The following is a 26,996-nucleotide window of genomic DNA, read 5'->3' as shown; positions in this document are numbered from 1 at the left end:
ACTCGACCGTCCGTCTAAAGGCCTTCCGGGAGGGCGGCAGGACCGTCTACGATACGATAGACAACCGCAGGAGGCGGTTGGGGCTGGCGGCGTAGGCCGCTGTCCAAGTAACTGTCCGCACCCCCCTCGGGAGTGCACCTGAACGGTGAGCTCGGAGCTATCTCTTGGGAGCAAGATCCTGACCTCGTATTTTACGAGAGCGCATTTGGCGCGCATCTTCCCGGTCTTCTCGCGCAGCGGCCCTAGACGCTAACAACTCGAGATTTCATGCAAAAACGGGGGGGTTCGTTGACTGGGAGGGGTGGCCGTTGGGAAGGCTCCGAAAAATTCCGACTCGCTCGAGCGTAGGGAAAAGCCGCTGAGCATGAAGCGAAGTCGGTTTCGTACGTCGGACATGAAGCGAAGTCGGTTTCGTAGTTAAACGACGAGAGGCGCCCGGGGTGGGCGCCTCTCGAAACAGGCTCAAAATTTGGGGCTGCGCGTGTCGCGGCTCCCTTTCTTGGCTCGGCTGGGCCTTACGCGGCCTGGCCTACGTGCGCAAGCTGGGCCTCGCACCACTCGAGCTTCTTCTGCCAGGTCATAAGCGTGGCCTGATCCTGGGGATCGTTCTTCTGCTCCAGCTCGGCGATGGCACTCTTGCACTCGTCGGCCTCGGCGCGCACGGCCTCGGCGTCGATATCCTCGACGGCCGTACCGAAACGGGCCAGCACCGTCACCTTGTCGTCGAGCACGGAGGTGGCACCGCCCATCACGAGGAACTCGCGCTTCTCGTTATCGTCGATGGTCAGCGTCACCAGGCCGCCCTCGCGGTTCAGCGACACCGTCAGCTCGTGCCCGGGCAGCACGCCGAAGTAGCCGTCGGTGCCCGGGATGTTGGCGTAGGTGATCTCGCCCTGGAACAGGGCCTTGTCGGGAAGAGCCACGATGCAGCCCATGGAGGCCATTAGTTACCTTCCTTCTGCATGGCGTCGTAGGCCTCGTACACCTGCTCGATGGCGCCCTTGTTCACGAAGCACTGCTCCGGAATGTGGTCGCACTTGCCATCGAGAATCTCCTTGAAGGAGCGCACGGTATCCTCGACCTTCACGTACACGCCGGGCAGGCCCGTGAAGACCTCGGCCACATGGAACGGCTGGCCCAGGAACTTCTGCACCTTACGGGCGCGGTTCACGGTCAGCTTCTGATCCTCGGACAGCTCGTCCATACCCAGAATGGCGATGATATCCTGCAGGTCCTTGTACTGCTGCAGGATCTGCTGCACGCCCATGGCCACGTCGTAGTGCTCCTGGCCCACGATCTCGGGATCCAGCGCGCGGGAGGTGGACTCCAGCGGATCCACGGCCGGGTAGATGCCCAGCTCGGCGATGGAGCGGGACAGAACGGTCTTGGCGTCCAAGTGGGTGAACGTGGTGGCCGGGGCCGGGTCGGTCAGGTCGTCGGCGGGCACGTACACGGCCTGCACGGAGGTGATGGAGCCGGTCTGCGTGGAGCAGATGCGCTCCTGCAAATCGCCCATCTCGGTGGCCAGCGTCGGCTGGTAGCCTACGGCAGAGGGCATACGACCGAGCAGAGCGGACACCTCGGAGCCGGCCTGGGTGAAACGGAAGATGTTGTCGATGAACAACAGCACGTCCTGGCCCTGATCGCGGAAGTACTCCGCCTCGGTCAGGCCGGCGAGGCCCACGCGCAGACGGGCTCCCGGAGGCTCGTTCATCTGGCCGTAGACCAGGCAGGTCTTCTCGATAACGCCGGAGTCGGTCATCTCCAGGTACAGGTCGGTACCCTCGCGGGTGCGCTCGCCCACGCCCGTGAACACCGACGTGCCGCCGTGCTCCTGGGCCAGGTTGTTGATGAGCTCCTGGATGCAGACCGTCTTGCCCACGCCGGCGCCGCCGAACAGGCCGGTCTTGCCGCCCTTGACGTAAGGCTCGATGAGGTCGACGACCTTGATGCCGGTCTCGAAGGTCTCCGTGGAGGTGACCAGGGTGTCGAACGGCGGGGCCGGATGATGGATCGGGCGCCACTCGACGTCGGCGGGCATGGGCTTGCCGTCGACAGGCTCGCCCAGCACGTTCCAGATGCGGCCGAGGGTCGCCTGGCCCACGGGCATCATGATGGGAGAGCCAGTGTCGGTGGCCTCCAGGCCGCGCACCATGCCGTCGGTGGACGTCATAGCGACGGTACGGACGATGTCACCGGGCAGGTGCGTCTGCACCTCGAGCACGGTGGACACTTCGCCCGAAGGGGTTTGTGCCTTCACGGTCAGGGCGTTGTAGATGGCCGGCATGGCGTCTGCCGGGAACTCCACATCCACAACGGCGCCGACGATACGGACGATACGTCCGGTCGCGCCTCCCTTGGCCGCTTCAGTAGAAGTGTTATCAGCCATTTAATCCTCCAAAGCTGCGGCACCGCCGACGATCTCGGTGATCTCCGTGGTAATGGCGCCCTGGCGCACGGTGTTGTACACGCGCTCCAGGGTGGAGACCATCTCGTTCGCGTTGTCGGTAGCCGATTTCATCGCGTTGCGGCGGGCGCCTTGTTCGCCCACTGCGGAATCGAGCATCGCGTAGTAGAACGCGTTGTTCAGGTAGGCGTTCATCATGTAGGACATGACCGACTCCGTGCTCGGCTCGAAGTCGATGTCGCCCGGGATGGCGGAATCGTCCCGTTCGCGGAAGGACTTGAAGATGTCCTCCTGCTTGGCCGTAAGGCCCAGAAGATCCGCGTAGGACTCCTCCTTGACCGGCAGCACCTGCTGCTCCACCAAGGTCTGCTCGGCGGCGTTCTTCGCGTGGTTGTACACGATGAACACCTCGTCGAGCTTGCCCTCGGCGTAGGCAGACATCACGTAGCCGGACAACTCGGCGGCCTGGGAGAACTCCGGGTCGGCCGAGTATCCCGCGAAGGAGAACACCGGATCGATGCCGCGGTAGGTGAAGTATCCTATGGCCTTCTTGCCACAGGCGGCCACCTCGACCTCGGCGCCTTCCCGCTGCTTTTCCTTCGTGAGCTTCTCCACATAGCGAAGCACGTTGGTGTTGAAGCCGCCGGCAAGCCCGCGGTCGGAGGTGACGGCTACGATGAGCACCCGCTTCACCTCGTCGTGGACCTGCAGCAGCGGCTCGTTGTCCAGATGGGCGTACTTTGCCGTGCTGATGAGCATGTCTGAGATGGCGACCGCCCAAGGAAGCGCGCTCTCGACGCGCTCCGAAGCACGGCGAATCTTGGCAGCGGCGACCATTTCCATGGTGCGCGTGATCTGCTTCGTCGAGTTGACGGATTTGATTCGCCGTTCGATGTCATGTAGGTTGGGCATGGTCTACCTACCTTACGCTGCGGCGTCGAAGGACTGCTTGAAGGCGGCGATGGCCTCCTTCAGGGCGGTCTCGGTCGCGTCGGTCAGCTTCTTCTCCGTGTTGATCGTCTCGATGATCTCCGGCTTGGAGGCGCGGATGGAGGCGAGCATCTCGGTGCGGAAGCGCACGACGGCATCCAGCGGCAGGTCGTCCAGGAAACCCTGGTTGCCGGCGAAGATGGCGATGACCTGCTCGGCCACGGGCATCGGGTTGTAGCGGCCCTGCTTCAGAAGCTCGGTCATGTGCGAACCGCGGGTCAGCTGGTCCTGGGTGGCCTTGTCCAGATCGCTGCCGAACTGGGTGAAGGCCTGCAGCTCGCGGTAGCTGGCGAGGTCCAGACGCAGAGAGCCGGCCACCTGCTTCATGGCCTTGATCTGCGCGGAGCCGCCCACGCGGGACACCGAGATGCCCACGTCGACTGCCGGGCGCTGGCCCTGGAAGAACAGGTCGGTCTGCAGGAAGATCTGACCGTCGGTGATGGAGATCACGTTGGTCGGAATGTAGGCGGACACGTCGCCGGCCTGGGTCTCGATGATCGGCAGGGCCGTCATGGAGCCGCCGCCGTTCTCGTCGGACATCTTGACCGCGCGCTCCAGCAGACGGGAGTGCAGGTAGAACACGTCGCCCGGGTAGGCCTCGCGTCCCGGCGGGCGGCGCAGGGTCAGCGACATCTGGCGGTAGGCCACGGCCTGCTTGGACAGGTCATCGTAGACGATGAGCACGGCGCGGCCCTTGTTCTCGGGGCCCGCGGGCTTGCCGTCCTCGCCGTTGTAGACGAAGTACTCGCCCATGGCGGCGCCGGCCATCGGCGCGATGTACTGCAGAGGGGCGGAGTCGGAGGCGGTGGCGGCCACGATGATGGTGTTCTTCATGGCGCCATGGCGCTCGAGCGTCTCCACCACGCCGGCCACCGTGGAGGCCTTCTGGCCGATGGCGACGTAGATGCAGATCATGTCCTGATCTTTTTGGTTGATGATGGCGTCGATGGCGATAGCCGTCTTGCCAGTCTGGCGGTCGCCGATGATGAGCTCGCGCTGGCCGCGGCCGATCGGCACCATGGAGTCGATGGCCAGAATACCGGTCTGCATCGGCTCGTTCACGGGCTGGCGAGAGATAACGCCGGGAGCCTTGAACTCCACCGGGCGCGTGCCCTCGGCCTTGATGGGGCCCTTGCCGTCGATGGGCTGGCCCAGCGGGTTCACCACGCGGCCGAGCATGGCCTTGCCGGCGGGAACCTCCACGATACGGCCGGTCGTGCGGACCTGGTCGTTCTCCTTGATTGCGGTGACGTCACCCAGAAGCACGGCGCCGACCTCGTCCTCTTCGAGGTTCTGGGCCAGGCCGTACACGGTCTTGCCGCCCTCTCCGATGAACTCGAGCAGCTCGCCGGCCATGGCATCGCGCAGGCCGTCGACGCGCGCAATGCCGTCGCCGACCTGGATGACCGTGCCCACTTCGCGAGACTCGACGCTGACGTTCAGCTGCTCCAGCTGCTTCTTCAGCGCCTCGTCGATGGACTGTGCGGTGATTTCAGTCACTAGCATTCACCTCCATCTGTTGTGTCCTTGAGGACGTTGCGGGCGCGATTGAGCTGCGAGATCATGCTCGCGTCAATGTAGTTGCCGTCAACATCCATGATGATGCCGCCCAGGATGGACGTGTCGATGCGCTCGCGCAGCACCGCGCGCCGCCCCAGATCGGCCTCGGCTTTTTCCGTAATGAGTTGGCGCAGTCCGTCGTCGAGCGGCACGGCGGTGGTCACGTCGACCACGCAAATGCCCAGCTTGTCGCCCAGCAGCTCGCGGTACGCGTCATAGACCCGCGGCAGCAGGTCCGCCTGGCCGCGCTCGGCCATGACCGCGAGCACCTCGCGCAGCGCCAGATGGCAGTCGGCGAAGACGCCTTCCACCAGCTCCTTGCGCTGGGCGGGGGTGAAGTCCGGGTTCGACAGGCTCTGGGTGAGCTCGAGGTCGGCGCGCATGAGGCGGATGATCTCGCCCATCTGCTCGCGCACCTCAAGCACAGCCTCCTGGCCGCCGGCGGTATGGGCGGCATCGAAGAGCACCGATGCGTAAACCGCGACTTCCTCTTTCACGACGAGACGATTAGTTGCCATTGAAACTACCCGCCTCTTTGACGTAGCGCTCGATGATGGCGCGGTGCTCACCCTCGGTGAGATCCTCGCCGATCAGGCGCGCGGCCACATCGACCGAGGTGTCGGCCACGGTGGCCTGCAGCTCGGAGATGGCCTGCTTCTTCTCGGCCTCGATGGCGGCCTTGGCCTTCGCGATCATGTCGGCGGCCTCGGTCTGGGCCTGGGCGGTGATGTCCGCCTTGACGGCCTCGCCCACCGAGCGGGCGTCGGCGATGATCTGCGCGGACTGGGCCTTGGCGTCGGCCAGCTGCTTGTTGTACTCAGCCAGCACGCGCTCGCTCTCGATCTGAGCTTCCTCAGACTTCTTCAGGGCCTCGCGGATGGTGTTCTCGCGCTTCTCCAGCATGCCGGCAAACATCGGCCAGCCGAACTTCGCGAGAATGATCCAGAGGATGATGAAGGCGATGAGCATGGGGATGAACTCCGCCATGTCCGGGAGGATGGCGGAGATGCCGCCCTCCTGTTCCGCCTCAGCAGCGAACGCGAGCGCCGGGAAAGCAGCGTTGAGTGCCAGGGCGCCGAAGGCGACCTTCGCAACTGCTTTGTTCGCTCTTGTCTTCACGTGCATTCCTCCTTCCAGCCTTATGACGGCTCTAACAACCGGTTAAGACTAGAACTAGAGGATGAAGGCGAGAACGAAGCCGATGAGGGCCAGGGCCTCGGCCAGAGCGGCACCGATGATGAAGTTCGTGAACAGACGGCCACCCACCTCGGGCTGGCGGGCGGTGCCCACGCAGCAGCCGTAGCAGGCGATGCCGATGCCGAGGCCGGGGCCGATGGTGGCCAGGCCATAGCCGACGAGCTTCAGCGCAGCAATGACGAATACAGTTTCCACAGTTTCCTCCTTTAGGTCGTTTTTGAGCCTGTTTCCCAAAAACACTTACGGATTATGGTTTCCGGCTTTGGAGGAGCCGGCTTAACCCAGATGGGGGGGTGGGGCGCGACGGGCCCCGAGGTGCGCGGACGCGTGGCGCGGCGCGCGGGAACGGTTCCTAGTGGGCGCTCGTGGCGATCTGGACGTAGACCGCGGAGAGCACTGTGAACACGTAGGCCTGAAGGAACGCCACCAGCGTCTCCAGGGCGTACATGGCGATGAGCAGCAGGAACCAGGGCAGCGACAGCACGCCGGTCAGCGGGTCGATGGCCTGGATGCCGCAGGTGAGGAACACGCTGGAGGCCAGGGCGAAGATGCCCAGCACCATGTGGCCGGCGAACATGTTGCCGTAAAGTCGGACGGCGAGCGTGAGCCAGCGGATGCAGGTGGAGATGAGCTCCAAAAACCAGATGATCGGCACCATGACCTTCGGCAGGCCCGCCGGGGCGAAGGACTTCAGGTAGCCCAGGCCGCCCTTGGCCTTGATGCCCCAGACGTTGAAGTAGATAAACGAGATGGTGGCGAGCGCCCAGGTCACCGAGATGGTGCCCGTCGGCGTCTTGCAGCCGGGGATGAGACCCACGAAGTTCGAGATGAGGATGAAGAAGAACAGCGTGGCGAGGAAGGGCACGTGCTTCTTGAAGCCGTGGCCGATGATGCCCTCGCCCATGTCGTTGCGCACGAACTGGTAGCCGTACTCAACGGTGTTGACGAACTTGTTCGTCGGGATGAGCGTGAGCTTGCGGCCCACGACGAGGATCAGCACCAGCGTGATGATCCAGCAGATGACCATCCACAAAATGTACTGGGTGACTCCGCCGAAAACCACGGTGGGATCGAAGGATGCCTGAAGATGAGGTACCTCTTCAGAGAGCGTTGAAAGAGCGTCCACGTATCAACCTTTCCTAGCTTTTCCGTGCCAGTTTCGTCACGCCGAACACAATGGCGGTGACGGACAGGGCACCGGCTTCCGACAGGACAAAGGGCAGCGCGGCATCCCGGTTGACGTTGATGCAGAGGATGGCGAAGGCGAACATGAGGACGAATGAGAAGAGCAGGCACAGCATGAGCACGCCCATGTGCCCCAGATTGCCCGCGTCCGTCATGTGCTTCACCCGATGCAAACCGAACACGAGGGGTGCAAACCCCACGATTCCCGCTGCCGCACCGAGTGCTATTGCCAGTACCATAACCTGCTTCCGTCGGGGCGCTTGCGCGCGCTTGTATACCCAATGTAAACCGCCGTATATGATAATGGCTCGTCTACAAAAGCTGAGCGATTTGGCCGATTTCTGGGTGAGCGGTGAAAAGAGCGCGGCGGCGGCTCTCCCTTCTGAGCAGGGAAAATTTGTGCAGGTGCACGAAAACAGAGGTCATCGGGGTGCTCCTGGCCACAGCCGCCGCCTTTCCCCTGATCTACTCCCCAGTGTACTCGCGAACGAGGATGCCGGACTCGGCCAAAAGCTCCTGGGACAGCTCGTCGGGATACGGGTTCTGGTAGACGATCTCGGTGATGCCGGCGTTGATGAGCATCTTGGCGCACACGACGCAGGGCTGCGTGTTCACGTAGATGGTGGCGCCGGCGATGTTGATGCCGTAGCGGGCCGCTTGGATGATGGCGTTCTGCTCGGCGTGCAAACCGCGGCAGATCTCGTGACGCTGGCCGCTCGGCACGCCCAGCTGCTCGCGCAAACATCCAGTCTCACTGCAGTGGGTAAGGCCGGTGGGCACGCCGTTGTAGCCCGTGGCCAGGATGCGGCGATCCTTCACGATGACGGCGCCGACGCCGCGGCGCAGGCAGGTGGTGCGGGTGGCCACGTCGTTGGCCATCTTCATGAAGTACTCGTCCCAGCTGGGACGGTTATCTTCTGCCATGGTTGTTCCTTTCGTCCGGCGCGGGGGATGGCGGGGGCCTCCGTGCTCAAGCAATGGCTCGCTCGGCGGAACAGCCCACTGGGCTGTTCCGTTCGCTGCGCAACCTGCGCGCGGAGACCCCCGCCATCCCCCGTGCCTGCTCAGCCTTTGCCGAAATCAATCCGGTCAGATTACTCGGTTCCGAAGATGCGGTCGCCGGCGTCGCCGAGGCCGGGGACGATATAGGCGTTCTCGTTGAGGCCGTCGTCGATGGCGCAGGTGTAGATGATGAGATCATCGTCGGCGGCGAGCAGACGCTCGATGCCCTCTGGGGCCGAGACGAGGCACAGAAAGCGAATGGTGCCCGACACGCCCGCCTCGCGCAGGTACTTGACGGCCGCCTCGGCGGAGCCGCCGGTGGCGAGCATGGGATCGAGCACGTAGACGCGGCGGCTCGCGATGTCGCGGGGCAGCTTGTCGTAGTAGCTTTCGGGCTCGTGGGTCTCCTCGTTGCGCTGCATGCCCAGATGCCCCACGCGGGCCCGGGGGATAACCTCCAGCGCTCCGTCCACCATGCCGAGGCCCGCACGCAAAATGGGCACGAAGGCCACCTTCCGTCCGGTGATCTGCTTGGCATCGAAGGGTGCGATGGGCGTTTGGATGAACACGTTGGTCAGCGGCAAGTCGCGGGTGGCCTCGTAGGTCTCGAACAGCGAGAGCTCGCGCACGACATCGCGGAACTCGTTGGAAGGGGTGTGCTTGTCGCGCAGGATGGCCAGCTTGTGCTGCACGATGGGATGATCGAGGACGACAACGCGGTCGTTCCATTCCATAGTTTAGTTCCTTTCGTCCGGTGCGGGGGCGGACGGGGCCTCCATGCTCAAGCAATGGCTCGCTTTGTGGAACAGTCCACTGGACTGTTCCAGTCGCTGCGCAACCTGCGCGCGGAGGCCCCGTCCGCCCCCGCACCTGCACAACCTCTGCTGCTTTTAGTACTCCAAGCCCGGGTACAGGGGGTGGGCTTCCAGCAGGGCGTCTACGCGGCGACGCACGTCGGCGAGCTTGGCGTCGTCGGTGGCGTTGAACACCGTGGTCGCGATGAGCTGGCCAATCTCGTAGAAGTCCTCGGCGGTGAAGCCACGGGTGGTGGCGGCCGCGGAGCCCACGCGGATGCCGCTCGTCACGAAGGGAGAGCGCTGCTCGTTGGGGATGGAGTTCTTGTTCACCGTAAGGCCCACGGATTCCAAAAGCTTCTCGGCGTCCTTGCCGGTGATGTCGGAGGCCGTGAGATCCACGAGACACAGGTGATTGTCGGTGCCCCCGGAGACGAGGCGCAGGCCGCCGTCGGTCATGCCCTCGCCGAGGGTGCGGCAATTCTCCACCACGTGCTCCATATAAACACGGTAATCGGGGCGCAGCGCCTCGCCGAAGGCCACGGCCTTGCCGGCGATGACGTGCATGAGAGGTCCTCCCTGGGCGCCGGGGAAGATGGCCTTGTTGATCTTCGGGCCCAGCTCGTCACTGTTGGTGAGGATGAAGCCGCCGCGCGGGCCGCGCAGGGTCTTGTGGCTCGTGGAGGTGACGATGTCGGCGTGCGGCACCGGGCTCGGGTGCAGCCCCGCGGCCACAAGGCCGGCGATGTGGGCCATGTCCACCATGAGGTAGGCGCCCACCTCATGGGCGATGTTTGCCATGCGCTCGAAGTCGATGAAGCGCGGGTAGGCCGAGGCGCCGCCGACGATGACCTTCGGGCGGCACTCCTTCGCGATGCGCTCGAGCTCGTCGTAGTCGATGGTCTCGGTCTCGGGGTTCACGCCGTAGGAGACGATGTTGTACAGAAGACCGGAGAAGTTCACGGGGCTGCCGTGGGTGAGATGGCCGCCATGGTCGAGGCTCATGCCGAGCACCGTGTCGCCGGGCTCGATGATGGAAAGATACGCGCCGAAGTTCGCGCTGGCACCGGAATGGGGCTGCACGTTGGCGTACTTCGCGCCGTACAGCTCGCAGGCGCGGTCGCGGGCAAGGTCCTCCACCATGTCGACCTTCTCGCAGCCGCCGTAGTAGCGCTTGCCGGGGTACCCTTCGGCGTACTTGTTGGTGAGCACACTGCCCACGGCCTCCATGACGGCGCGGGAGGTGAAGTTCTCCGACGCGATGAGCTCCACACTCCCCCGCTGGCGGGCGAGTTCTTGGCGCAGGCAGTCGGTCACCTGCGGATCTTCAGCGGCGAGAAATTCCAAAGCCATCTATTGTCTCCTTTGCTAATCCTCTCTGAGCTTCCCTGGTCTTCTCTAATCTAGTTCCATTATCTTCTGAACGCGGCCGGCGTGGCGGCCGCCGCCGAAGTCGGTGGCGAAGAAGGTGTCGAGGATGCGCTCGTTCTCCTCGAGCGGCACGAAGCGGCCGGAAAGGGTGATGACGTTCGCATCGTTGTGCTCGCGGCACAAGGCGGCGAACTCGGAGTTGATGATGTTGGCGGCACGCACGCCGGGCACCTTGTCGGCGGCCATGGCCATGCCGATGCCCGTGCCGCACACGAGCACGCCGCGCTCGGCGACACCGTCGGCCACATCGTGGGCCACGGGGGCCGCATAGTCGGGGTAATCGACGCGATCATCGTTGTCGGGGCCGCGGTCGATGACGTCGTACCCCTTCCCCACCAGGTAATCCACCAGGGCCTGCTTCTGCTCGAAGCCGGCGTGGTCGCTTCCGATGCTCACGCGCATGGGCCACTTCCTTTCCGTCGCGAATGCCTTGAGGCCTATTGTAGGCGCTCGAGTGCCCCCGCGCCCCCTCGCTCACGCTTTCCGCACCAAATCGGGAGAGACGGGCGAAGTCCTAGCTGCGGACGCGGGAGACGGCCTCGTGCCAGGCGGCGAGGCGGGCGGCGCGCATCGGCTCGTCGAAGGTGGGCAGGAAGCGGTCTTCGCCTTCGCGCAGGGCCGCCAGCTCCTCGGTGCTTTTCCAGAAGCCCGTGGAAAGACCGGCCAGGTAGGCGGCGCCGAGAGCGGTGGTCTCGGCGTTGTCGGGGCGGCGCAGGGGCGCGCCGAGCATGTCGGCTTGGAACTGCATGAGGAAGTCGTTGGCCGCCGCTCCCCCATCGACGTTCAGCACCGAAAGCGGCATGCGCGCGTCCTCGGCCATGGCGCGGGCCAAGTCGCACACCTGGTAGGCGATCGACTCCAGAGCCGCCCGCACGATGTGGGCACGCCCGGCGCCGCGGGTGAGACCCAAAATGGCACCGCGGGCGTCGGCATCCCACCAGGGGGCGCCCAGGCCCGTGAACGCGGGCACGACGAAGACGCCGTCGGTCGTGGCCACACTGCGAGCGATGGCGTCGGTTTCGGCGACGCTGTCGATGATGCCGAGCTCGTCGCGGAGCCACTGGATGAGGGCGCCGGCCATGAACACACTGCCCTCGAGCGCGTACTCGGTGTCCCCCGCGTTGGGGGCCGAGGCCGCCACCGTGGTCACGAGCCCGTGCTCGCTCGCGCAGGCCTCGTGCCCGGTGTGCATGAGCAGAAAGCAGCCGGTGCCGTAGGTGTTCTTCGCCTGGCCCGCATGGAAGCAGCACTGGCCGAAGAGCGCCGCCTGCTGGTCGCCCGCCACGCCGCAGATGGGGATGCCCTGGACGAGCCCCGGGTTCGCCGTTATGCCGAAGCTGCCGGAAGAGGGGCGCACCTCGGGAAGAATGGCCTCGGGAATGCCGAAGAGCTTAAGCAGGAAGGGATCCCAGCGCCTCTCGTGGATGTTGTAGAGCATGGTCCGGCTCGCATTGGTCACGTCCGTGGCGTGCACGGCCCCGTCGGTGAGCTTCCAAATGAGCCAGCTGTCCACGGTGCCGAAGCAGAGCTCCCCCGCCTCGGCGCGGGCACGGGCGCCGGGCACCTCACCCAAGATCCAGGCGAGCTTGCTGGCGGAGAAGTAGGCGTCGGGCACGAGGCCCGTGCGCGCGGTGATCTCGGCCGCGGTCGCCGGGTCGCTCGCGATGGCCTCCACCATGGGCGCCGTGCGGCGGCACTGCCAGACGATGGCGTTCATGATGGGCTCGCCGGTGGTGCGGTCCCACACGATGGTGGTCTCGCGCTGGTTGGTAATGCCGATGGAATCGATGTCGGCGGTATCCACGTTCGCGGACATGATGAGCTCGGTTAAGGCGCCCAGCTGCGAGGAGAGGATGTCCTGGGGGTCGTGCTCGACCCAGCCGGGCTGGGGGTAGATCTGGGGGAAGGGCCGTTGCACCGAGGCGACGGGGCAGCCGGCGCGGTCGATGAGCATGGCGCGGGAAGAGGTGGTGCCCTGATCCAGCGCGATGATGTACTTCTTCATGTTCGCTTCTCCTCTTCTTGCTCTTGCTGCGGCTCCTCGGGGGCGGGCTGCGGGGTACCGCTCAGTCGCTCAGACAGTCCTCGTTGGTATCGAAGGCGTCAGGGCTCATCTTTCCCAGTATCGCTGCGCCTTCGATACCATCTGCGGAACTCGCTTGGTGAGCGGCACCCCGCATCCCGCTAAACTCTGCCTCAGTTGTGTGAGTTTATCCAGTTCAGAATGAAATCGTAGACTTCTTGCTTGCCGAGCTCGTTCAAGATTTCGTGGCGCATGCCGGGGAACAGGCGGAGGGTGAGGTCCTCGGCGCCGGCGGATTCCATGGACTCGGCGGCAGCTGCGACGCTCTTACCGCACTTGCCGACGGGGTCGGCATCGCCGGACACGAAGAGGAGCGGCAGATCGTGGGGCGTGTCGCGGTAGGTGGCGGGAGCATTGGCGCGCCAGGCCAGCTCGGTTAAGGCGGCGTAGGCGCCGGCGCCGAACATGAAACCGCACGCCTCGTCGGCCATGAAGGCGTCGGCCACGGCCGGATCGCGGGAGAGCCAGTCGAAGGGGGTGCGGGCGTCTGTGATGGCGCGGCTGTAGGCGCCGTCGGCGAGGGCGTGCAGAAGCTTGCTGCGGTAGTCGTCGCCGCGCACGCGGGCGATGGCCCGGGCGGCCAGGTTGCCGGCGCGGGAGACGGCGACAGGCTCGTTGGCCGTGCCGCAGATGATGGCGCCGGCAAGGCCCGACCCGTAGCGCGGCAGATAGCTGCGCAGCACGAGCGAGCCCATGGAATGCCCGAAGATGAAGTACGGCGTGCCGGACGCCACCTGCTGGGAGACGAGCAGGCGCAGCATCTGCGCGTCCTCGATCATGGCGTCGGCGCCGCCCTCGGCATCGATCACGCCGCGACGCTCGGGCGCGCCGGCCGTATCGCCGTGACCGATGTGGTCGTGGCCGGCCACGAGATAGCCCGCGTCGGCGAGGAAGCGGGCGAAGTCGTCGTAGCGGTCGATGTGCTCGGCCATGCCGTGGATGAGCTGCACGACGCCGCGCGGCTTGAAGCAGCCGAGCTCGGGCTCGCCGGAGGCCGAATCCGTGCGCTCCATGGTCAGGGGCACCCAGAGGACGGCGCGGACTTGGCTTTTCCCGTCGGCGGAATCGAAGGCGAACTCGGTGCGACCGGCGGTCGCGGCGGTACCGGCGACCGCCCCGCCAACGCGGGCAGCCGCCTCGTCGTTTCGACTCATGGCAAACATCCTTTCAGATCTTCCAGGGTAAGCGTGCCCGCCCGCAGGACGCGGGGGGCCTCGCCGGTGCAGTCTAGCACGGTGGAGGCGGTACCGGACGCGGGAGACGGCACCGGTTGATCGCTCGTCGCGTAGCATGCGGATGCGGAAGGGGCGGCTTCGGCGAGATCGGGGGCAATGCTAGCGGCCGCAACGGCGTCGCCGAGCAGGTAGAGGCCGGCCGTGCGGGCCACCAACGCGCGATCGAGGTCTTCGACGCGGGCCGTATCGGAGGCGCCGGAGAGGTTGGCCGAGGTGACGGCCAGAGGACAGCCGGCGGCGCGGATGAGCCCGAGGGCCACCTCGCTGGCGGGCATGCGCAAGCCGATTGTGCCCGCGGGCGATTGGAAGGCGGGGGGAACAGCATCGGAGGCGCGAACCACGAGCGTGAGGCCGCCGGGCCAGAAGGCCTCGGCGAGGCGACGGGCATAGGCGGGAACGTCCTCTCCGTAGACATCCAGCGCCTCGGGGCCTTCCACAAGCCACGCCACGGGCTTGCCCGCGTCGCGGCGCTTCAGGTCGTAGAGGAGCTGCGGACCTGCGGCCGCGCTCACGGAGATGCCCAGGCCGAAAACAGTGTCGGTCGGGAAGACGACGGCATCGCCGGCGGCCAGGGCACGGACGGCCTCTTCCTTTGAGAGCAGATGGCAAGCGCCATCGAACGGGCAATCGCTCATCGGCTCCCCTCCTCGCAAGAAGCGATCTCGCCCGACACCGGTTGCACCGATGCGGTTTCGTTGCGGAACGCGGGCGCTTCGGCTTCAGAAAGTCGTGCGGCGACGATGGCCTCGGCCACGCGCAGGCCGTCCACGGCGGCGCTCGTGATGCCACCGGCGTAGCCCGCGCCCTCGCCGCAGGGGTACAGGCCGGCGATGTTCGACTGGAAACGGTCGTCGCGCACGATGCGCACGGGACTCGAGCTGCGGGCCTCCACGGCGGTCATGACGGCGCCGGCATCGGCGAAACCGTGCAGCTTGCGACCCAAGGCTGGCAGCGCCTCGGCGAGGGCGTCGGCCACGAACGACGGAAGGCAGCCGCGCAGGTCGCACCAGGCCACGCCGCGCGGATAGGTGGGCGTCACCGTGGCGCTCGGCGTGCCGGCGGTGTGCGCGAGGAAGTCGCCGACCGTTTGGGCCGGGGCTGTATAGGGCGGCATGGGCGCGCCGCCGGATTCCGAAGAGATGTCGGCACCTTCCGCATCGTCGGCCGTCAGCCCGCGCCCGAGAAGATACGCATCCCGTTCCAACTGGCGCTGGAAGGCCACTCCCTCCAGCGAATCGTCGCCGGGCAGGTCGTCGGGACGCACTTCCACGAGCAGGGCGGCGTTGGCGTTGGCCCCGGCGCGGGCGTGGCGACTCATACCGTTCACGCAAAGGAGCCCCTCCTCGCTGGCGGCGGCCACCACCTCCCCGCCCGGGCACATGCAGAAACTGTAGACACCCCGGCCGTCGGCGGTCTTCACCGCCAGCTTGTAGTCGGCCGCGCCGAGGGCCGGATGACCAGCGGCCGGGCCGTACTGGGCCTCGTTCACGAGGGCCTGGGGATGCTCGATGCGCACACCTACGGCGAAGGGCTTGCGGGCCATGGCCGCGCCGGCCTCGCGCACCATTTGGAAGGTGTCGCGGGCGGAGTGCCCGCAGGCCAGCACGATGCAATCGGTCGCGAAGACCTCCTCCGCGCCCGTGCGCTCGTCGACAAGGCGAACGGCGGCGATGCGCGGCTCGTCATCTTCGCGGCCGGCCCCCTTCGAAGCATCGGCGACGCTCGATTCGGCAACGCCCTCGCCCGCAAGCACCAACCCATCAAGGCGCGTAAGGAACCGCACCTCTCCCCCGGCCTCCTCGATGGCCCGACGCAGGTTGCGCACGACGTCGACGAGCAGGTCGGTGCCGATATGAGGCTTGGCGTCCACGAGGATGTCCGTCGGCGCGCCGGCCTCCACGAAGGTCTCCAGCACATGGCGGATATGGGGCGATTTGATGCCCGTGTTCAGCTTGCCGTCGGAAAACGTGCCCGCACCGCCCTCACCGAACTGGATATTCGTGCGCTCATCGAGCGGGGCACCGGCATTGAAGGCCTCGACGACGGCCACGCGCTCATCCACGGAAGTCCCGCGCTCCACCACGAGCGGCTGCAACCCGGCGCGGGCCAGATACAGCGCGCAGAACAGCCCCGCCGGCCCTGCCCCGACCACCACGGGACGCAGCCCGGTCGGCTCCACGCGCGGTATCGAAAGAGGCGCAGCAGGTTCGTAGGCCTTGACCGCCACGCCCTTCGCCGACCGCGGCGCAGCGCCTTCCGCCAACTCAACCGCCACGGTCACGACCCCGTGCACATTCGACTTCTTCCGCGCATCGATCGACCGCTTGAGCAGCTTCACCTCAACAAGCGCACTCCCCTTCACCCCGAGCGCCCGCGCGATTTCTCGGCGGAAGAGCGATTCGTTTTTTGGCAGGAGAGCATCAAGAGAAACCGGAACATTGGAAGCCTGAATCATGCGCGTAACCTTTCAGCTGCCGACCAGCCGGCGAGCAGCCCCGAGGCCCAAGCCCAATGCAGGTTGAAGCCACCGCACGCCGCATCCACGTCCAGCGCCTCGCCGACAACGTAGAGCCCTGGCACGCGGCGCACCTCGCAGGTGCGGTCGTCCACCGCCCGGACGCTCACGCCCCCGCGGTGCACCTGGCACTGCTTCACGTCGCCGAGCCCCGTCACGGGCAGGCGCAGACCCTTCAGCACCGGCGCCATACGCACCGTCTCCCCCTTCGCCACGGGGCGCGCCCCGTCCAGCGCCGCCGCTTCCAACAGCACATCGGCCACCGGCGCGAGCACCATGCCGCGCAGCATATCGTCCCACGTCACATCGTGCCCGAGCGAGGCGCGCAGCATCTTGCGGCGCCGGTTGAGGAACGCCTCCATGTCGCACAGGCGCACCCAGGGCACGAAATCCACGGCGAGCACGTCGCCGGGTTCAGCCAGGCGGCTCAGGTTGAAAGCGGCGATGCCCGAGACGCCGTACTTGCGGAACATCACCTCGCCCACCTCGCGGGACGCCAAGCGCTCGCCCTCGTGGGTGCCCATCGGATAGCCGTGGCGGCCGCGCTCCTCGGGCGGCGTCTCCTCGCCGGGGCGCCACAGTTCCAGCGCCCCGCGCACGCGGATATTGTCGAGGCGGCGCGGCCAGCGCGGCTCGGTGGCCAGCGGGCCCAGCGTCGGCTCCGGCTCGCGGAAGGGAACGCCCTCGGGCAGAAGCCCGCGCGCGACTGAACCGCCCACGGCCACGATGACCGCGTCGGCCCGCTCGAAGCGCCCGTCGGCCAGACGCAGCGTGAACGGGCCTCCCTCAGCGCGCGGCGGCTCCACGGCCGCGACCTCGCATTCCACGCGCTCTTCCACCCCCGCCGCAGCGCAGGCCGCCCGCAGGCAGTCGAGCACCGAGGCGGCCTTGTTCGCCAGCGGGTACAGGCGCCCCTCCCCTTCCTCGCGCCACATGAGCCCGTGATCGGAGAAGAACCCCAGCACGCCGTTCGGATAGGCAGTGCTCGTCTTGGCCTGGGACGGGACGTGCCCGTGCGCCTGCCCCTCGAATTCCAAGAGCACGCGCCTCACGAATGCGGCGTTGCGGTAGTCGCCCTCGCCAGGCCGGGCATTCGAGAAGTTGCACCGCCCGTTGCCCGTCGCCAGAATGGAGCGCCCCACCCGGTCGGACGCCTCGTACACGACGACCCGCGCCGCGTCCTCCGCATCTCGCACGGCCTCGCCAGCCGCCACGGCTGCCGCCAGCCCGGAGGCCCCGCCGCCTATGATCGCAATCGTTTTCGCTTCGCCCACGCCGCTTCCGTTCACTCGCTTCCCGCTGTGATCTATGCTAGAATACGACCAACGGACCAGCCTGAGGTAGAGTGCAGGCGGCACCGTCGTTTAGTCGGGACCGCTAGTTGGCGCTAGCGGTCCTTCCTATGTCGGCCCCTCCTGAGCGTCTCGGAGAACGCAACCGCCTCCCTCAGCAACCCAACGACTGCAGTCGCCAGGCGCACGACGAAAACGAAGACGTCCAAGCGATTCACCTCCTTTCGTAAAAGAAGGCACCGCCTGGCGCTCAGGACTTACGGCCCGTCGGTCATCTGGCCATTCTAGCACGAGCGCCCCGCATGGCAGGGCGCTCGCTCATGACACACTATGTCGCTAGAACCTACTTGCTGTCCAGCTGCGGGATGGGGGCCTCGTCGCGCTCGTCGAGGTTGCCCTCGTACACATAATGGCGCGTCTCCTTCGCGATGAGTCCGGAGAGCAGCAGCACCATGATGATGTTCGGGATGGCCATAAGGGCGTTGGTGATGTCGGAGACCGTCCAGACCACCTCGCCCACGCCGATAGCGCCGAGGAAGGCCACCACCACGTAGAGCACCTGGTAGGGGCGGATGGCGCGCTTGCCGAACAGGTAGGTGACGCAGCGGTTGCCATAGTAGGACCAGCCCAGGATAGTGGAGTAGGCGAACAGAATCATACCGAAGATGAGGATGGGCGTGCCGATGTAGGGGATGCTCGCGAAGGCCGCGCTGGACAGCTGAGCGCCGGCGCTGATGTCGCCGGCCATGACCGCGGCGTTCAGATCGGCGTTGCCGAGCATGGTGGACACGAGCACGAGACCGGTGAGCAGGCAGATGATGACGGTGTCCCAGAAGGTGCCGGTCATGGACACGAGCGCCTGGCGCGCCGGATTGCGCGTGGAGGCCGCCGAGGCCACGATGGGCGCCGAGCCCAGGCCCGACTCGTTGGAGAACAGGCCACGCGCGCAGCCGAACTGCAGCGCCAGCATAAGGCCGCTGCCGAGCGCGCCGCCGAAGGCCGCCTTGGCCGTGAAGGCGCTCTCCACGATAAGGCAGAGGGCCGGCCAGACGAACTCCCAGTTCATGCCGAGGATGACAACGCAGCCCCAGATGTAGGCGATGGCCATGAAGGGCACGAGCTTCTCGCACACATTCGAGATGACCTTCACGCCGCCGAAGATGACGACCAACACCATGATGACGATGGCAAGCCCGATGCCCCAGGCGGGCACGCCGGGCAGGTTCGTGGAGATGACCTCAGTCATGGCCGAGGACTGCACGGCCGAGCCGATGCCGAAGGACGCGATGGCCGCGAACAGGGCGAAGGCCCCGGCGCCGAGCAGCGCCCACCACGGCGTCTTGCCGTCCTTGTCGGTGAAGCCGCGCTTCCACGCGTACATGGCACCGCCGAGCATGTCGCCGTTGTGGTCCTTCACGCGGTACTTCACGGCGGCGAAGGTCTCGGAGTACTTCGTGGCAATGCCGAACACGCCGGTGATCCACATCCAGAACACCGCGCCCGGGCCGCCCGCGATGATGGCTGTGCCCACGCCGACGATGTTGCCGGTGCCGATGGTGGCCGACAGCGCCGTGCACAAGGCGCCGAACTGGCTGATGTCGCCGGGAGCGTCGGGGTCCTTCGTAACCGACAGCTTGATGGCCGTGGGCAGCTTGCGCTGGATGAAGCCGGTGCGGAAGGTCAAAAAGATGTGCGACCCCAGCAGCAGCACGAGCATCGGCGGCCCCCAAACGAAGGCGTCGATGCTGTTGATGACGTCAACGATCATGTCCATGTGGCGGTTCTCCTCTCAGTGAGCCATGTGGCGGGACTTTAAAGCCAGCGGCTCGGCGCGGCGGTCCCGGCGAGGCGAGACGCGCTCATCGGGCCTTCGCACTTTAACGTGCTAAAGTAGCCGCATTATAGAGGGAGAAGTTAAGCGCTTTTGTTAACAATGGAAGAATTCCCCGCAAGCGGTACGTCGCAGGCGACACGCCTCAGGCAGCATCCTGAGCACTTTCGGTCTTTCTGGACAAAAAGAGGAAAAGTGATCTCACATTCCTTAAAGCTGCGAGCCCTTTACGCGAGGCACGGGCTCGCCGTACTCCTCGTCGAGGTTGCCATCGTAGACGTAGTGCCTGGTCTCCCGGGCGATCATACCCGACAACAGCAGGATGACGATAATGTTGGGAATGGCCATCAGCGCGTTGCCGATGTCCGAGATGGTCCACACCACGTCCCCCACCCCGATGGCGCCGAAGAAGGCCACGGCCACGTAGATCACCTGGTACGGCTTGATGCCGCGGGGCCCGAACAGATAGGCCACGCAGCGGTTGCCGTAATAGGACCAGCCGAGGATGGTGGAATAGGCGAAGGCGCACATGCCGAGCACGAGCACCGGCGTCCCGAACACGGGGATCTCGGCGAAGGCGGCGCTCGCGAGGGCGGCCCCGGTGAAGATGGAGGGGTTGGCCAAGATGTCCTCGCCGATCTCGGGGTGCACGATCATGGTGGACACGAGCACGAGCCCCGTGAGCAGGCAGATGACGCCCGTGGACCAAAACGCGCCGGTCATGGAGATGAGCGCCTGGTCGGCGGGGTTCTTCGTCTTGGCCGCAGCCGCCACGATGGGGGCGGTGCCCAGGCCGGACTCGTTGGAGAAGAGCCCTCGCGCGCAACCGAACTGCAGGGCCATAATCAGGCCCGAGCCCACGGCGCCCCCAAAGGCCGCCTTCGGCGTGAAGGCGCACTCCAGGATGAGCCCCACCGCCTCTCCCAGCACCGGCGCGTTCATGCCCATGATAACGAGGCAGCCGAGCGCATAAGCGCCGGCCATGATAGGCACGAGCCACTCGCACACCCGTGCGATGGAGTTCACGCCGCCGAAGATGACCGCCGCCACGGCCACGACGATCACAACGCCCACGGCCACGGCCGGAATGGCGGGCACCGACGAGGTGACGATGCCGGAGATGGCCGCCGCCTGCACCGCCGAGCCCGTTCCGATGGTGGCGATGACGGCGAAGGCAGCAAAGGACACGGCACCCAGCGTCGCCCACCACGGCACGCTACCGTCCGGCCGCGCGAAGGCGCGCTTCCACACGAACATGGCGCCGCCCAGCATGGCGCCGGACTTATCGCGCACGCGGTACTTCACGGCGGCGTAGGTCTCGACGTACTTGGTGGCGATGCCGAAGAGGCCCGCGATCCACATCCAGAAGATGGCGCCGGGGCCGCCGGCGAGCAGCGCCGTCGCCACGCCGACGATGGAGCCGGTGCCGATGGTGGCGGCGAGCGCCGTGGCCAGGGCTCCGAAGCTGGAGATGTCCCCCTTGCCCGACGGGTCGCGGCGCACCGACATGCGGATGGCTTGGGGCAGCTTGCGCTGGATGAACCCCGTGCGGAACGTCAGGTAGATGTGCGTGCCGAGCAACAGCGCGATCATCGCCGGGCCCCACACGACAGAGTCGATGGTTGTAAGAAGTTCAGTCATAGGTGCGATTGTACTGCATCGAGGGGCCTTCCGCGCGCAATGCGCCGAATGTCAACAAAGTGAGGGACAGCGCAAGCTCTTTGCCAGGTAATGAAAGACTCCGACGCAAAGCGCCGAAAGCGGCACAGCCTTGGGGAGGGAGTCCGGTCGCGCCGCTCTCGGCAATCCGCTGGCGCAAGAACGCCAGGGCTCGTAAGTTGCTACCGCCTAAATATCGCCGCAGATGGCCCGTGCGGCTTGGTAGGCCGTACCGCAAGCCATGGCCACGCCGCCGCCGGGGTTGCGGCAATCGCCATAGGTGCTGTCGCCGCCCAGTCCGCCAATGGTGCATCCAGCAGCATAAAGACCCGCAATGGGCCGCGCCTTCTCATCAAGAACCCGCATATTGGTGTCAACGGTCAAACCGCACATGGTGGACAGCACCGTACCACCCACCTTCATGCCGTAGAACGGGGGGTCTTGCACCTTGTTGAGCCATTCGGGTGCGTAGCTGTACACCTCATCGACACCCGCTTCGCACAGCTCGTTCCAGTTCTTCACCGCCGTGGAGAAGATGTCGGCGTCGAAGCCCAACGCCTCACCAAGTTCCTCGATCGTGTCAGCCTCGAATATGTAGCCCGCTTCGATTCCCTCGCGCATGCCGATGGTGTAGTCCTCATCGACCATGTCGCCCATGCGCTCGACGTTAGCCCCCGCGGCTTCCCAATGCTCGCGCGTGATGGGATTGCGGCAAATGAGCTGCTGCTTGCCTTCCGCCTCCCATCCCTTGATGACCTCATCGTAATGGGAGTCGCAAACCACGTAGCTCACGCAGCCGGGATTGTGCATATGGACACCGGCCTGTTTGGTAAAGCCGAGCGTAGTGACCGGGTAATAGGGGACGCGATCACCCTTGATGTTGATGAGCATCCACGGCTGACGGGCGAACTGGACGTCGCCTTTGTATAGATAGCGGCCCCATGCGCCGCAGTCGACGCCTCCATCAAAAATAAAGGCGGAGTCATAACCCGAAATCGTGCCGCCGACGCCGAGGCCCATGCGAATGCCGTCGCCCTCGTCGGTGGAGGCGGCCGTGGAGTTCAGGCAGCGGCGAGCAACGTGCGGGACGTACTCCTCCAGCATATCCATATTGAAGGTCATGCCCCCTGTGGCCAACACCACGCCATCGTTGGCCTTCACGAACGACACGTCGCCTGTGGCCTGAACGCCGACAACCCTGCCGTCCTCGACGACGAGCGCCGTGGCCGGCGTGAGAAAATGGAATACAGCACCCTGATCGAGGCAGAAATTGTACAGGATTTCGAACACCGTGTAGTTCGCGCGGGCGATAAGGCTCCCCTGCTCCGAGCCCTCGGGGCATACGCCGGAAACGAAACCAGCGCTGCCGAACTCGGTCACCGGGCCCCAGGAGACGCCCACGGCTCCCATGTAGTCAATGGCATCCGGAATGCAGGCGGTCAGCGTCTCGAGCATGGGCTGAATGGGAGCGCAAGCACGCGGCCCCTCCTCGCCGTTGGGTAGCTCGCCCACATCGCCGCCGTTGGGCTTCACGTAGAACTTTTCCTTCCATTGGGCGCGCATGACCATGGGATCGAGCGCCCCCATCTGCTCGAACTGCGCCGCCGCTTCGTCCTGACCGGCGGCCTTCATCTGGGCGGCAAGACCTTGATAGATGGCCTGCTGGGTCTTGGTTCCCATGACGCTGAAGTTGTCCGTCTCCTTCGAGCTGCCGCCCCAGGTGCTCGCCTTCTCCAAGACGACCACCTTCTTGCCGGCTTGCGCGGCATAGGCTGCAGCGACCAAGCCGCCGCCCGTGCCCACCACGACTACATCGGCTTCCTCATCCCAGGACGCCGGCGCGGAGACGGCCTCGATGGGGCCGGCGGCGCTTCCCTTCGTGCTCGCAAGGCTCCCGCCCGAAGACGAGGCGGGCTGCGCACAGCCGTACAGCCCGGCTGCCGCCGTAATTGTGGCGGCCGCGCCCGTCAATCCCAGAAAGCTCCGCCGACTTATGCTCTTTTCGCTGCTCGTCATGAGCCAGCCCTCCTTTCGGTCGACCGCAGCCGACCTCTTGTCCTCTCGCGACCGCCTCATGCGGCCGCGAACCAGTCAAGCACCTTAAAAGAGGTCGAGCCATACACCGTTAGTGGGATTTGCGGCCTCCTCCCAACATCCCCCGAAAAGGTGAGCCGCGCATTCCCCGCAAAACACTCGGAACGGATCACTCATCCTGGGGAGAATCGCCGTAGCGGCGACCTGTCTCGACAAGGAGCACCATCTCGCGCAAGCTGTGAACCTCGAGCTTTTCATAAATGTGCTTGGCGTGGGTCTTGACGGTCTGCTCCGACACGGTCAGGGCCTCGGCGACCCGGGGGCGGCTCAGGCCTTGGACAAGCAGGAACATCACTTCCCTCTCGCGATCCGTCAACCCTTCCTTGCGCGCAACCTCATCGCAGCGGAGACGCAAATGCTCGATGGGATCGTCGGTCTTCAGATGTTCCCGAATGCCCAAGGCGCGAGCATCGAAGGAACCGGCGGGCATGAGCAGAGCCGAGCACACGAGGCAGAAACACGCCAAAGCCGTAATCACCGAAAGCCCCAAGCTGCTGCCGTTCGATGAGCCAACAACGATCCCGGCAACAACGGAGGAGAGGACGACTCCGACCCCCACCGGAAAGCTTCCCGATGCGATGACGCTGAGAACGCTCACGGGGAGCTGATCAAGCATCTGCATGGGCACGATAATTAGTATGAGGATTTGGGCGGCCCACGCAACGGACATGAGAAAAACTGCGGCACGAGGAGATACCGGCAAAAGAAGGGGAAGGACGAGGAACGCGAAGGACGTAACCAGCGTCACCCCGCGCAAGGCGGCCCCCAGGGACGACTCGGATCCAACGGGACGCTTTCGTGCCGCCACGAGCAGGAAGACATCAAGAACGAGAAACCCCAAACAGGAGCAGAGCGGCAAGCTCTCCCCGGGCATTGAGTAGAGCACCGCCCAGGTGCAGCCTTGAGCCACACCGAAAGATCCGAGGATGACGCACGTGGAAAGCGGCATATCGATCTTCGCGGGCGATTTCCGCGGCGCCCGCTCTTCAACGTCTCCAGGATCAGGGCGACGGGGAAAGAGGGCAAGCGACGCGATGGGGAGAACCGTCATGGCGATAATCGTCGGCCATGGCCCGAAGAGAAACGACAGCGCCCACATGCCCAACGTCGCCACAGCCGACACGACGAGCGCCAAAGGCAACAGGGCGTCGAAATGCCTCTCGCGGGAAGAAGCCTGCGCAAGCTCGCAGACGTAGAGCACCTGGAAGACCGCCACTCCGACACCGCGAAGGGCCGAGCTTACCGTGAGAAGGACGCTGGCAAGGTCGTGAGCAGCCCCCGCCTCAGCCAAAGCCGTCAGCCCCATACCCGTCTCGATAGCCACCATGGCCGCACAGAGAAGCGCCGCGCGGTGAGACACATTAAACCCCTTTGACGAGCAACGCGCGATCGCCGCGATAGTTCCGATGAAGCATGCAGCGAAAACGGTCTGATCGGCCCATCCGACAACCCTGGCCGAGAGCACCATGGAAGAGACGACCGTCTCCACCGCAGACGATAGCGGCGAGATGGCCAGCAGCAATCCGAACCCCAGACAGAGCCTGACCATCGACAAGGTAGTCTGCTCTTTTTCCATATCCCTCCCCTAGCAACCGACGACGCATCCCCGGCAAACGGCGAAAAGCGACCCTTCGGTCGCCTTCCGCCACAGCGTTTCCGGATCCTACTAGATGCCCGCGCGCGCCACAATAGACGCGAAAGGGACACCCTGCACATCCGCATTGACGATCGCGCCGCCTCCGGGTGCATTGGTCGCGCACGCGCAGCCGATGATGTAGCTTTGTGCGCCTTCCTCATCGGACAGCTCGTCGACCGTCGCAGTGAACGAGGTGTTGGGAGATTTCACGCACACCGGCCGTCCTTGCGCGTCCATGGCGTATTGGGGCATGGCCGAGCAAAGCGTCGCGGCTGCCTTGTTGAACACCTCCACGATGGAAGCGGTGGCAACGGTCGTGGTCTGATCGAAGGCAAAAGCGCCTCGCACTTCCTTAATGGACTCAGTCACTGCCGAGGTCGTCTCAAGGGAGGCCTCCTCCAATCCGTAGTCCTCATTCGAAACGAACGGCATCGGCGCTGCGGCCATCATTGCGGCACCCAGCAACGTCGCTGACCCCACCGTCGCACCAATAGTCTTTGCCGCCTTATTCATAAGTTCCCCCTATTCCTCTACGACAACGAACAGGCCCGATGGCTGCTCTTGCTCGAAACCGTCGGCATTGGTGGCTTTCACCCAGGCCATGTAGGTGCCCGGAGCTTGCGGCGTCCACGTTGCCGTGAAGGTGGACCACTGGTAGGGATCGGCTCCCTCGGGAATCGGCACATCGTGCCACGTCGCACCGTAATCGAAGCTGAAGCTGATCGTCGCAAGCGGCGCGATAAGATCGGTGCCGCTCCATGCGAAGCCGTAGCCCGCAAGCTCGAGCGGCTCGCCGGCCTTCGCCGTCACGCCGTCGCTCTGGAACCAAGCGGAGTTCGCCTTGTGGCTCGTAACGCCATCAGAGCGAAGGGCATAGGAGTTGACGAGAGCTTCGGCCGGCTGCTCCAGCCCGCTGAGCGCGACAATGTGCTTGACCCAGGGCGCACCGGGCATCCCGGGAATGACGAGCGTTGCCGGGTAGCCTTGATCGGCCGTCAGCGGATGGCCGAAGTACTCCAGGGCGATCATCGCGTTATTCTGCACCATGAAATCGATGATATAGGCCGTTGCCCAGCCGTCGGCGCCGGCGAGAGCGAAGGTGTTCGTGCCTCCGGCCAGGCCACCGCACGCCTCAATGACGTCGGAGAGGAGCACGCCCTTCATTGGAATGTTCGCCGCAAAGGGCGAATTGATCGCGGAGGTGTAGCAGACCTGGGTCACCGTCATCTCCGTCTGCGGCAGGGCCTGCAGATCCTGCAGCGTGAGCGTCTTCTCCTCATTCACGCCGGTCACGTTCAGCCCCCATTGGGTGACATCGACTTCCAGGGTGCCGTAGTTGTTCAGGACAAAGACGTCCTCTTCGTCCAGCACATCCTGGGACAGGCTCACATCGAGCTGCGGCTCGGCATCGAGCGACATGTTGGCCATAGATCCCGTGGCGCTGCTTCCACGCTGCTGAAGCCATCCCTTCACGCGATCATCAAAGTAATCTTCGGGAAAGCCGCCGAGAGATGCCGTGTACTTGTACTCGTCCCACAGCTCCCATTGGTACTCCCCCACTTCACCCGAGGAATCCTGCGCATGGCAACTCCAGCAGTTGCCATCGAAGGAATCGCTGCTGTAATGTCGTTCGTGAAGCATATCTCCATAATAGGGGCCTGCTCCGACCCAATGCTGGCGGTGACAGGGCAGGCAATCGGCGATGGTGACCTGCTTGCCGTACTCCCCCTCGATCTTGATGTGGTTAAGCCCCGAGTTCTCCATCAGCAGACCCAAATCGCCATGACAGGAACCGCATCCGCGGCTGCCGGCGTTCACGAAGGCCTCGTTATAGGTATTTGCGGGCAGCAACCCGGCATCTACCTCCTCGGGGGACGTGACCGCCAAAGTCGTTGCGCTATCGTCCGTTCCAGTCTCTGACGACCCATCGCTCGCAACAGGCGTCTGGGGTGCGCATCCAACCGCAAGCGCAAGCACGAGGCTGACAGCGGCTACCGCGAGCGCAGCACGCCTCGGCGATGGCCTTCTCGTTGTTACCAGAGTGTTCAATGGCATAGCCAACCCTCCTTATCCTCTCAATTCATT

The 26,996-nt window shown here is 65.1% G+C and carries 24 protein-coding genes; all 24 read right to left on the bottom strand.

The window, feature by feature from the left end:
- Nucleotides 1-515: 515 nt before the first annotated feature.
- Nucleotides 516-944 (bottom strand): ATP synthase F1 subunit epsilon, encoded by a 429-nt coding sequence (atpC, locus tag GO707_RS08675; protein WP_114540215.1) that lies wholly within the window; start codon nt 942-944, stop codon nt 516-518.
- Nucleotides 944-2,389 (bottom strand): F0F1 ATP synthase subunit beta, encoded by a 1,446-nt coding sequence (gene atpD, locus GO707_RS08670; protein ID WP_114540216.1) that lies wholly within the window; start codon nt 2,387-2,389, stop codon nt 944-946. Before atpD ends, atpC begins: the two co-directional genes overlap by 1 nt.
- Nucleotides 2,390-3,319 (bottom strand): ATP synthase F1 subunit gamma, encoded by a 930-nt coding sequence (atpG, locus tag GO707_RS08665; RefSeq protein ID WP_157012803.1) that lies wholly within the window; start codon nt 3,317-3,319, stop codon nt 2,390-2,392. It abuts the gene before it with no gap.
- 12 nt (nt 3,320-3,331) lie between these two features.
- Complete coding sequence (gene atpA / locus GO707_RS08660; RefSeq protein WP_157012802.1) at nt 3,332-4,903, bottom strand: F0F1 ATP synthase subunit alpha; 1,572 nt, start codon at nt 4,901-4,903, stop codon at nt 3,332-3,334.
- Nucleotides 4,897-5,475, bottom strand: a complete 579-nt coding sequence (gene atpH / locus GO707_RS08655) for an ATP synthase F1 subunit delta (protein ID WP_114540219.1) — start codon at nt 5,473-5,475, stop codon at nt 4,897-4,899. Before atpH ends, atpA begins: the two co-directional genes overlap by 7 nt.
- Nucleotides 5,465-6,076 (bottom strand): F0F1 ATP synthase subunit B, encoded by a 612-nt coding sequence (atpF, locus tag GO707_RS08650; RefSeq protein ID WP_022739599.1) that lies wholly within the window; start codon nt 6,074-6,076, stop codon nt 5,465-5,467. The genes atpH and atpF overlap by 11 nt, the downstream gene beginning before the upstream one ends.
- A 54-nt stretch (nt 6,077-6,130) precedes the next feature.
- Nucleotides 6,131-6,349 carry an ATP synthase F0 subunit C gene (atpE, locus tag GO707_RS08645; RefSeq protein WP_022739598.1) on the bottom strand — a complete coding sequence of 73 codons (219 nt, stop codon included), beginning with the start codon at nt 6,347-6,349 and terminating at the stop codon, nt 6,131-6,133.
- 157 nt (nt 6,350-6,506) lie between these two features.
- Complete coding sequence (gene atpB / locus GO707_RS08640) at nt 6,507-7,280, bottom strand: F0F1 ATP synthase subunit A (RefSeq protein WP_114540220.1); 774 nt, start codon at nt 7,278-7,280, stop codon at nt 6,507-6,509.
- A gap of 13 nt (nt 7,281-7,293) precedes the next feature.
- Nucleotides 7,294-7,578, bottom strand: coding sequence for a hypothetical protein (locus tag GO707_RS08635; RefSeq protein ID WP_114540221.1), 285 nt, complete (start codon nt 7,576-7,578; stop codon nt 7,294-7,296).
- A gap of 226 nt (nt 7,579-7,804) precedes the next feature.
- Nucleotides 7,805-8,263 (bottom strand): deoxycytidylate deaminase, encoded by a 459-nt coding sequence (locus tag GO707_RS08630; RefSeq protein ID WP_022739595.1) that lies wholly within the window; start codon nt 8,261-8,263, stop codon nt 7,805-7,807.
- Between the two features lie 170 nt (nt 8,264-8,433).
- A complete protein-coding gene (gene upp / locus GO707_RS08625; protein ID WP_114540222.1) occupies nt 8,434-9,075 on the bottom strand; it encodes a uracil phosphoribosyltransferase in 642 nt (213 codons plus the stop codon).
- 156 nt (nt 9,076-9,231) lie between these two features.
- Nucleotides 9,232-10,488: a serine hydroxymethyltransferase gene (glyA, locus tag GO707_RS08620; protein WP_114540223.1), complete on the bottom strand. Its 1,257-nt coding sequence runs from the start codon at nt 10,486-10,488 to the stop codon at nt 9,232-9,234.
- A gap of 45 nt (nt 10,489-10,533) precedes the next feature.
- Nucleotides 10,534-10,968: a ribose 5-phosphate isomerase B gene (gene rpiB, locus GO707_RS08615; RefSeq protein ID WP_022739592.1), complete on the bottom strand. Its 435-nt coding sequence runs from the start codon at nt 10,966-10,968 to the stop codon at nt 10,534-10,536.
- A gap of 112 nt (nt 10,969-11,080) precedes the next feature.
- Complete coding sequence (gene glpK / locus GO707_RS08610; RefSeq protein ID WP_114540224.1) at nt 11,081-12,571, bottom strand: glycerol kinase GlpK; 1,491 nt, start codon at nt 12,569-12,571, stop codon at nt 11,081-11,083.
- A gap of 191 nt (nt 12,572-12,762) precedes the next feature.
- Nucleotides 12,763-13,803 carry an alpha/beta fold hydrolase gene (locus GO707_RS08605; RefSeq protein ID WP_114540225.1) on the bottom strand — a complete coding sequence of 347 codons (1,041 nt, stop codon included), beginning with the start codon at nt 13,801-13,803 and terminating at the stop codon, nt 12,763-12,765.
- On the bottom strand, nt 13,800-14,519 hold the full coding sequence (locus GO707_RS08600; RefSeq protein ID WP_114540226.1) for an L-threonylcarbamoyladenylate synthase: 720 nt from the start codon (nt 14,517-14,519) through the stop codon (nt 13,800-13,802). The genes GO707_RS08605 and GO707_RS08600 overlap by 4 nt, the downstream gene beginning before the upstream one ends.
- Entirely contained in the window at nt 14,516-16,177 is a 1,662-nt protein-coding gene (locus GO707_RS08595) for an NAD(P)/FAD-dependent oxidoreductase (protein WP_335878775.1), read from the bottom strand. Before GO707_RS08595 ends, GO707_RS08600 begins: the two co-directional genes overlap by 4 nt.
- A 158-nt stretch (nt 16,178-16,335) precedes the next feature.
- Nucleotides 16,336-17,673, bottom strand: a complete 1,338-nt coding sequence (locus GO707_RS08590; protein ID WP_114540228.1) for an aminoacetone oxidase family FAD-binding enzyme — start codon at nt 17,671-17,673, stop codon at nt 16,336-16,338.
- A 361-nt stretch (nt 17,674-18,034) separates the two neighbouring features.
- Nucleotides 18,035-19,465, bottom strand: coding sequence for an alanine/glycine:cation symporter family protein (locus tag GO707_RS08585; RefSeq protein ID WP_157012800.1), 1,431 nt, complete (start codon nt 19,463-19,465; stop codon nt 18,035-18,037).
- A 267-nt stretch (nt 19,466-19,732) separates the two neighbouring features.
- On the bottom strand, nt 19,733-21,163 hold the full coding sequence (locus tag GO707_RS08580; protein ID WP_157012799.1) for an alanine/glycine:cation symporter family protein: 1,431 nt from the start codon (nt 21,161-21,163) through the stop codon (nt 19,733-19,735).
- 207 nt (nt 21,164-21,370) lie between these two features.
- Nucleotides 21,371-23,197, bottom strand: coding sequence for an FAD-binding protein (locus GO707_RS08575; protein WP_173113534.1), 1,827 nt, complete (start codon nt 23,195-23,197; stop codon nt 21,371-21,373).
- 187 nt (nt 23,198-23,384) lie between these two features.
- On the bottom strand, nt 23,385-24,851 hold the full coding sequence (locus tag GO707_RS08570) for a helix-turn-helix transcriptional regulator (RefSeq protein ID WP_114540232.1): 1,467 nt from the start codon (nt 24,849-24,851) through the stop codon (nt 23,385-23,387).
- Between the two features lie 90 nt (nt 24,852-24,941).
- Nucleotides 24,942-25,424, bottom strand: a complete 483-nt coding sequence (locus GO707_RS08565) for a hypothetical protein (protein WP_147272711.1) — start codon at nt 25,422-25,424, stop codon at nt 24,942-24,944.
- Between the two features lie 9 nt (nt 25,425-25,433).
- Nucleotides 25,434-26,798 carry a molybdopterin-dependent oxidoreductase gene (locus GO707_RS08560; RefSeq protein WP_173113539.1) on the bottom strand — a complete coding sequence of 455 codons (1,365 nt, stop codon included), beginning with the start codon at nt 26,796-26,798 and terminating at the stop codon, nt 25,434-25,436.
- Nucleotides 26,799-26,996: the final 198 nt, after the last annotated feature.

The organism is Adlercreutzia rubneri, assembly GCF_009755265.1.
In the GTDB taxonomy this organism is placed as follows: domain Bacteria; phylum Actinomycetota; class Coriobacteriia; order Coriobacteriales; family Eggerthellaceae; genus Adlercreutzia; species Adlercreutzia rubneri.
This window is presented reverse-complemented; position numbering and strand designations above follow the sequence as displayed.

Excerpts from the sequence above, each read along its gene's own strand:
- atpC (WP_114540215.1), bottom strand. The coding sequence starts at position 944 with ATGGCCTCCATGGGCTGCATCGTGGCTCTTCCCGACAAGGCCCTGTTC.
- atpD (WP_114540216.1), bottom strand. The coding sequence starts at position 2,389 with ATGGCTGATAACACTTCTACTGAAGCGGCCAAGGGAGGCGCGACCGGA.
- atpG (WP_157012803.1), bottom strand. The coding sequence starts at position 3,319 with ATGCCCAACCTACATGACATCGAACGGCGAATCAAATCCGTCAACTCG.
- atpA (WP_157012802.1), bottom strand. The coding sequence starts at position 4,903 with ATGCTAGTGACTGAAATCACCGCACAGTCCATCGACGAGGCGCTGAAG.
- atpH (WP_114540219.1), bottom strand. The coding sequence starts at position 5,475 with ATGGCAACTAATCGTCTCGTCGTGAAAGAGGAAGTCGCGGTTTACGCA.
- GO707_RS08635 (WP_114540221.1), bottom strand. The coding sequence starts at position 7,578 with ATGGTACTGGCAATAGCACTCGGTGCGGCAGCGGGAATCGTGGGGTTT.
- GO707_RS08630 (WP_022739595.1), bottom strand. The coding sequence starts at position 8,263 with ATGGCAGAAGATAACCGTCCCAGCTGGGACGAGTACTTCATGAAGATG.
- upp (WP_114540222.1), bottom strand. The coding sequence starts at position 9,075 with ATGGAATGGAACGACCGCGTTGTCGTCCTCGATCATCCCATCGTGCAG.
- glyA (WP_114540223.1), bottom strand. The coding sequence starts at position 10,488 with ATGGCTTTGGAATTTCTCGCCGCTGAAGATCCGCAGGTGACCGACTGC.
- rpiB (WP_022739592.1), bottom strand. The coding sequence starts at position 10,968 with ATGCGCGTGAGCATCGGAAGCGACCACGCCGGCTTCGAGCAGAAGCAG.
- glpK (WP_114540224.1), bottom strand. The coding sequence starts at position 12,571 with ATGAAGAAGTACATCATCGCGCTGGATCAGGGCACCACCTCTTCCCGC.
- GO707_RS08605 (WP_114540225.1), bottom strand. The coding sequence starts at position 13,803 with ATGAGTCGAAACGACGAGGCGGCTGCCCGCGTTGGCGGGGCGGTCGCC.
- GO707_RS08600 (WP_114540226.1), bottom strand. The coding sequence starts at position 14,519 with ATGAGCGATTGCCCGTTCGATGGCGCTTGCCATCTGCTCTCAAAGGAA.
- GO707_RS08585 (WP_157012800.1), bottom strand. The coding sequence starts at position 19,465 with ATGGACATGATCGTTGACGTCATCAACAGCATCGACGCCTTCGTTTGG.
- GO707_RS08580 (WP_157012799.1), bottom strand. The coding sequence starts at position 21,163 with ATGACTGAACTTCTTACAACCATCGACTCTGTCGTGTGGGGCCCGGCG.
- GO707_RS08575 (WP_173113534.1), bottom strand. The coding sequence starts at position 23,197 with ATGACGAGCAGCGAAAAGAGCATAAGTCGGCGGAGCTTTCTGGGATTG.
- GO707_RS08570 (WP_114540232.1), bottom strand. The coding sequence starts at position 24,851 with ATGGAAAAAGAGCAGACTACCTTGTCGATGGTCAGGCTCTGTCTGGGG.
- GO707_RS08565 (WP_147272711.1), bottom strand. The coding sequence starts at position 25,424 with ATGAATAAGGCGGCAAAGACTATTGGTGCGACGGTGGGGTCAGCGACG.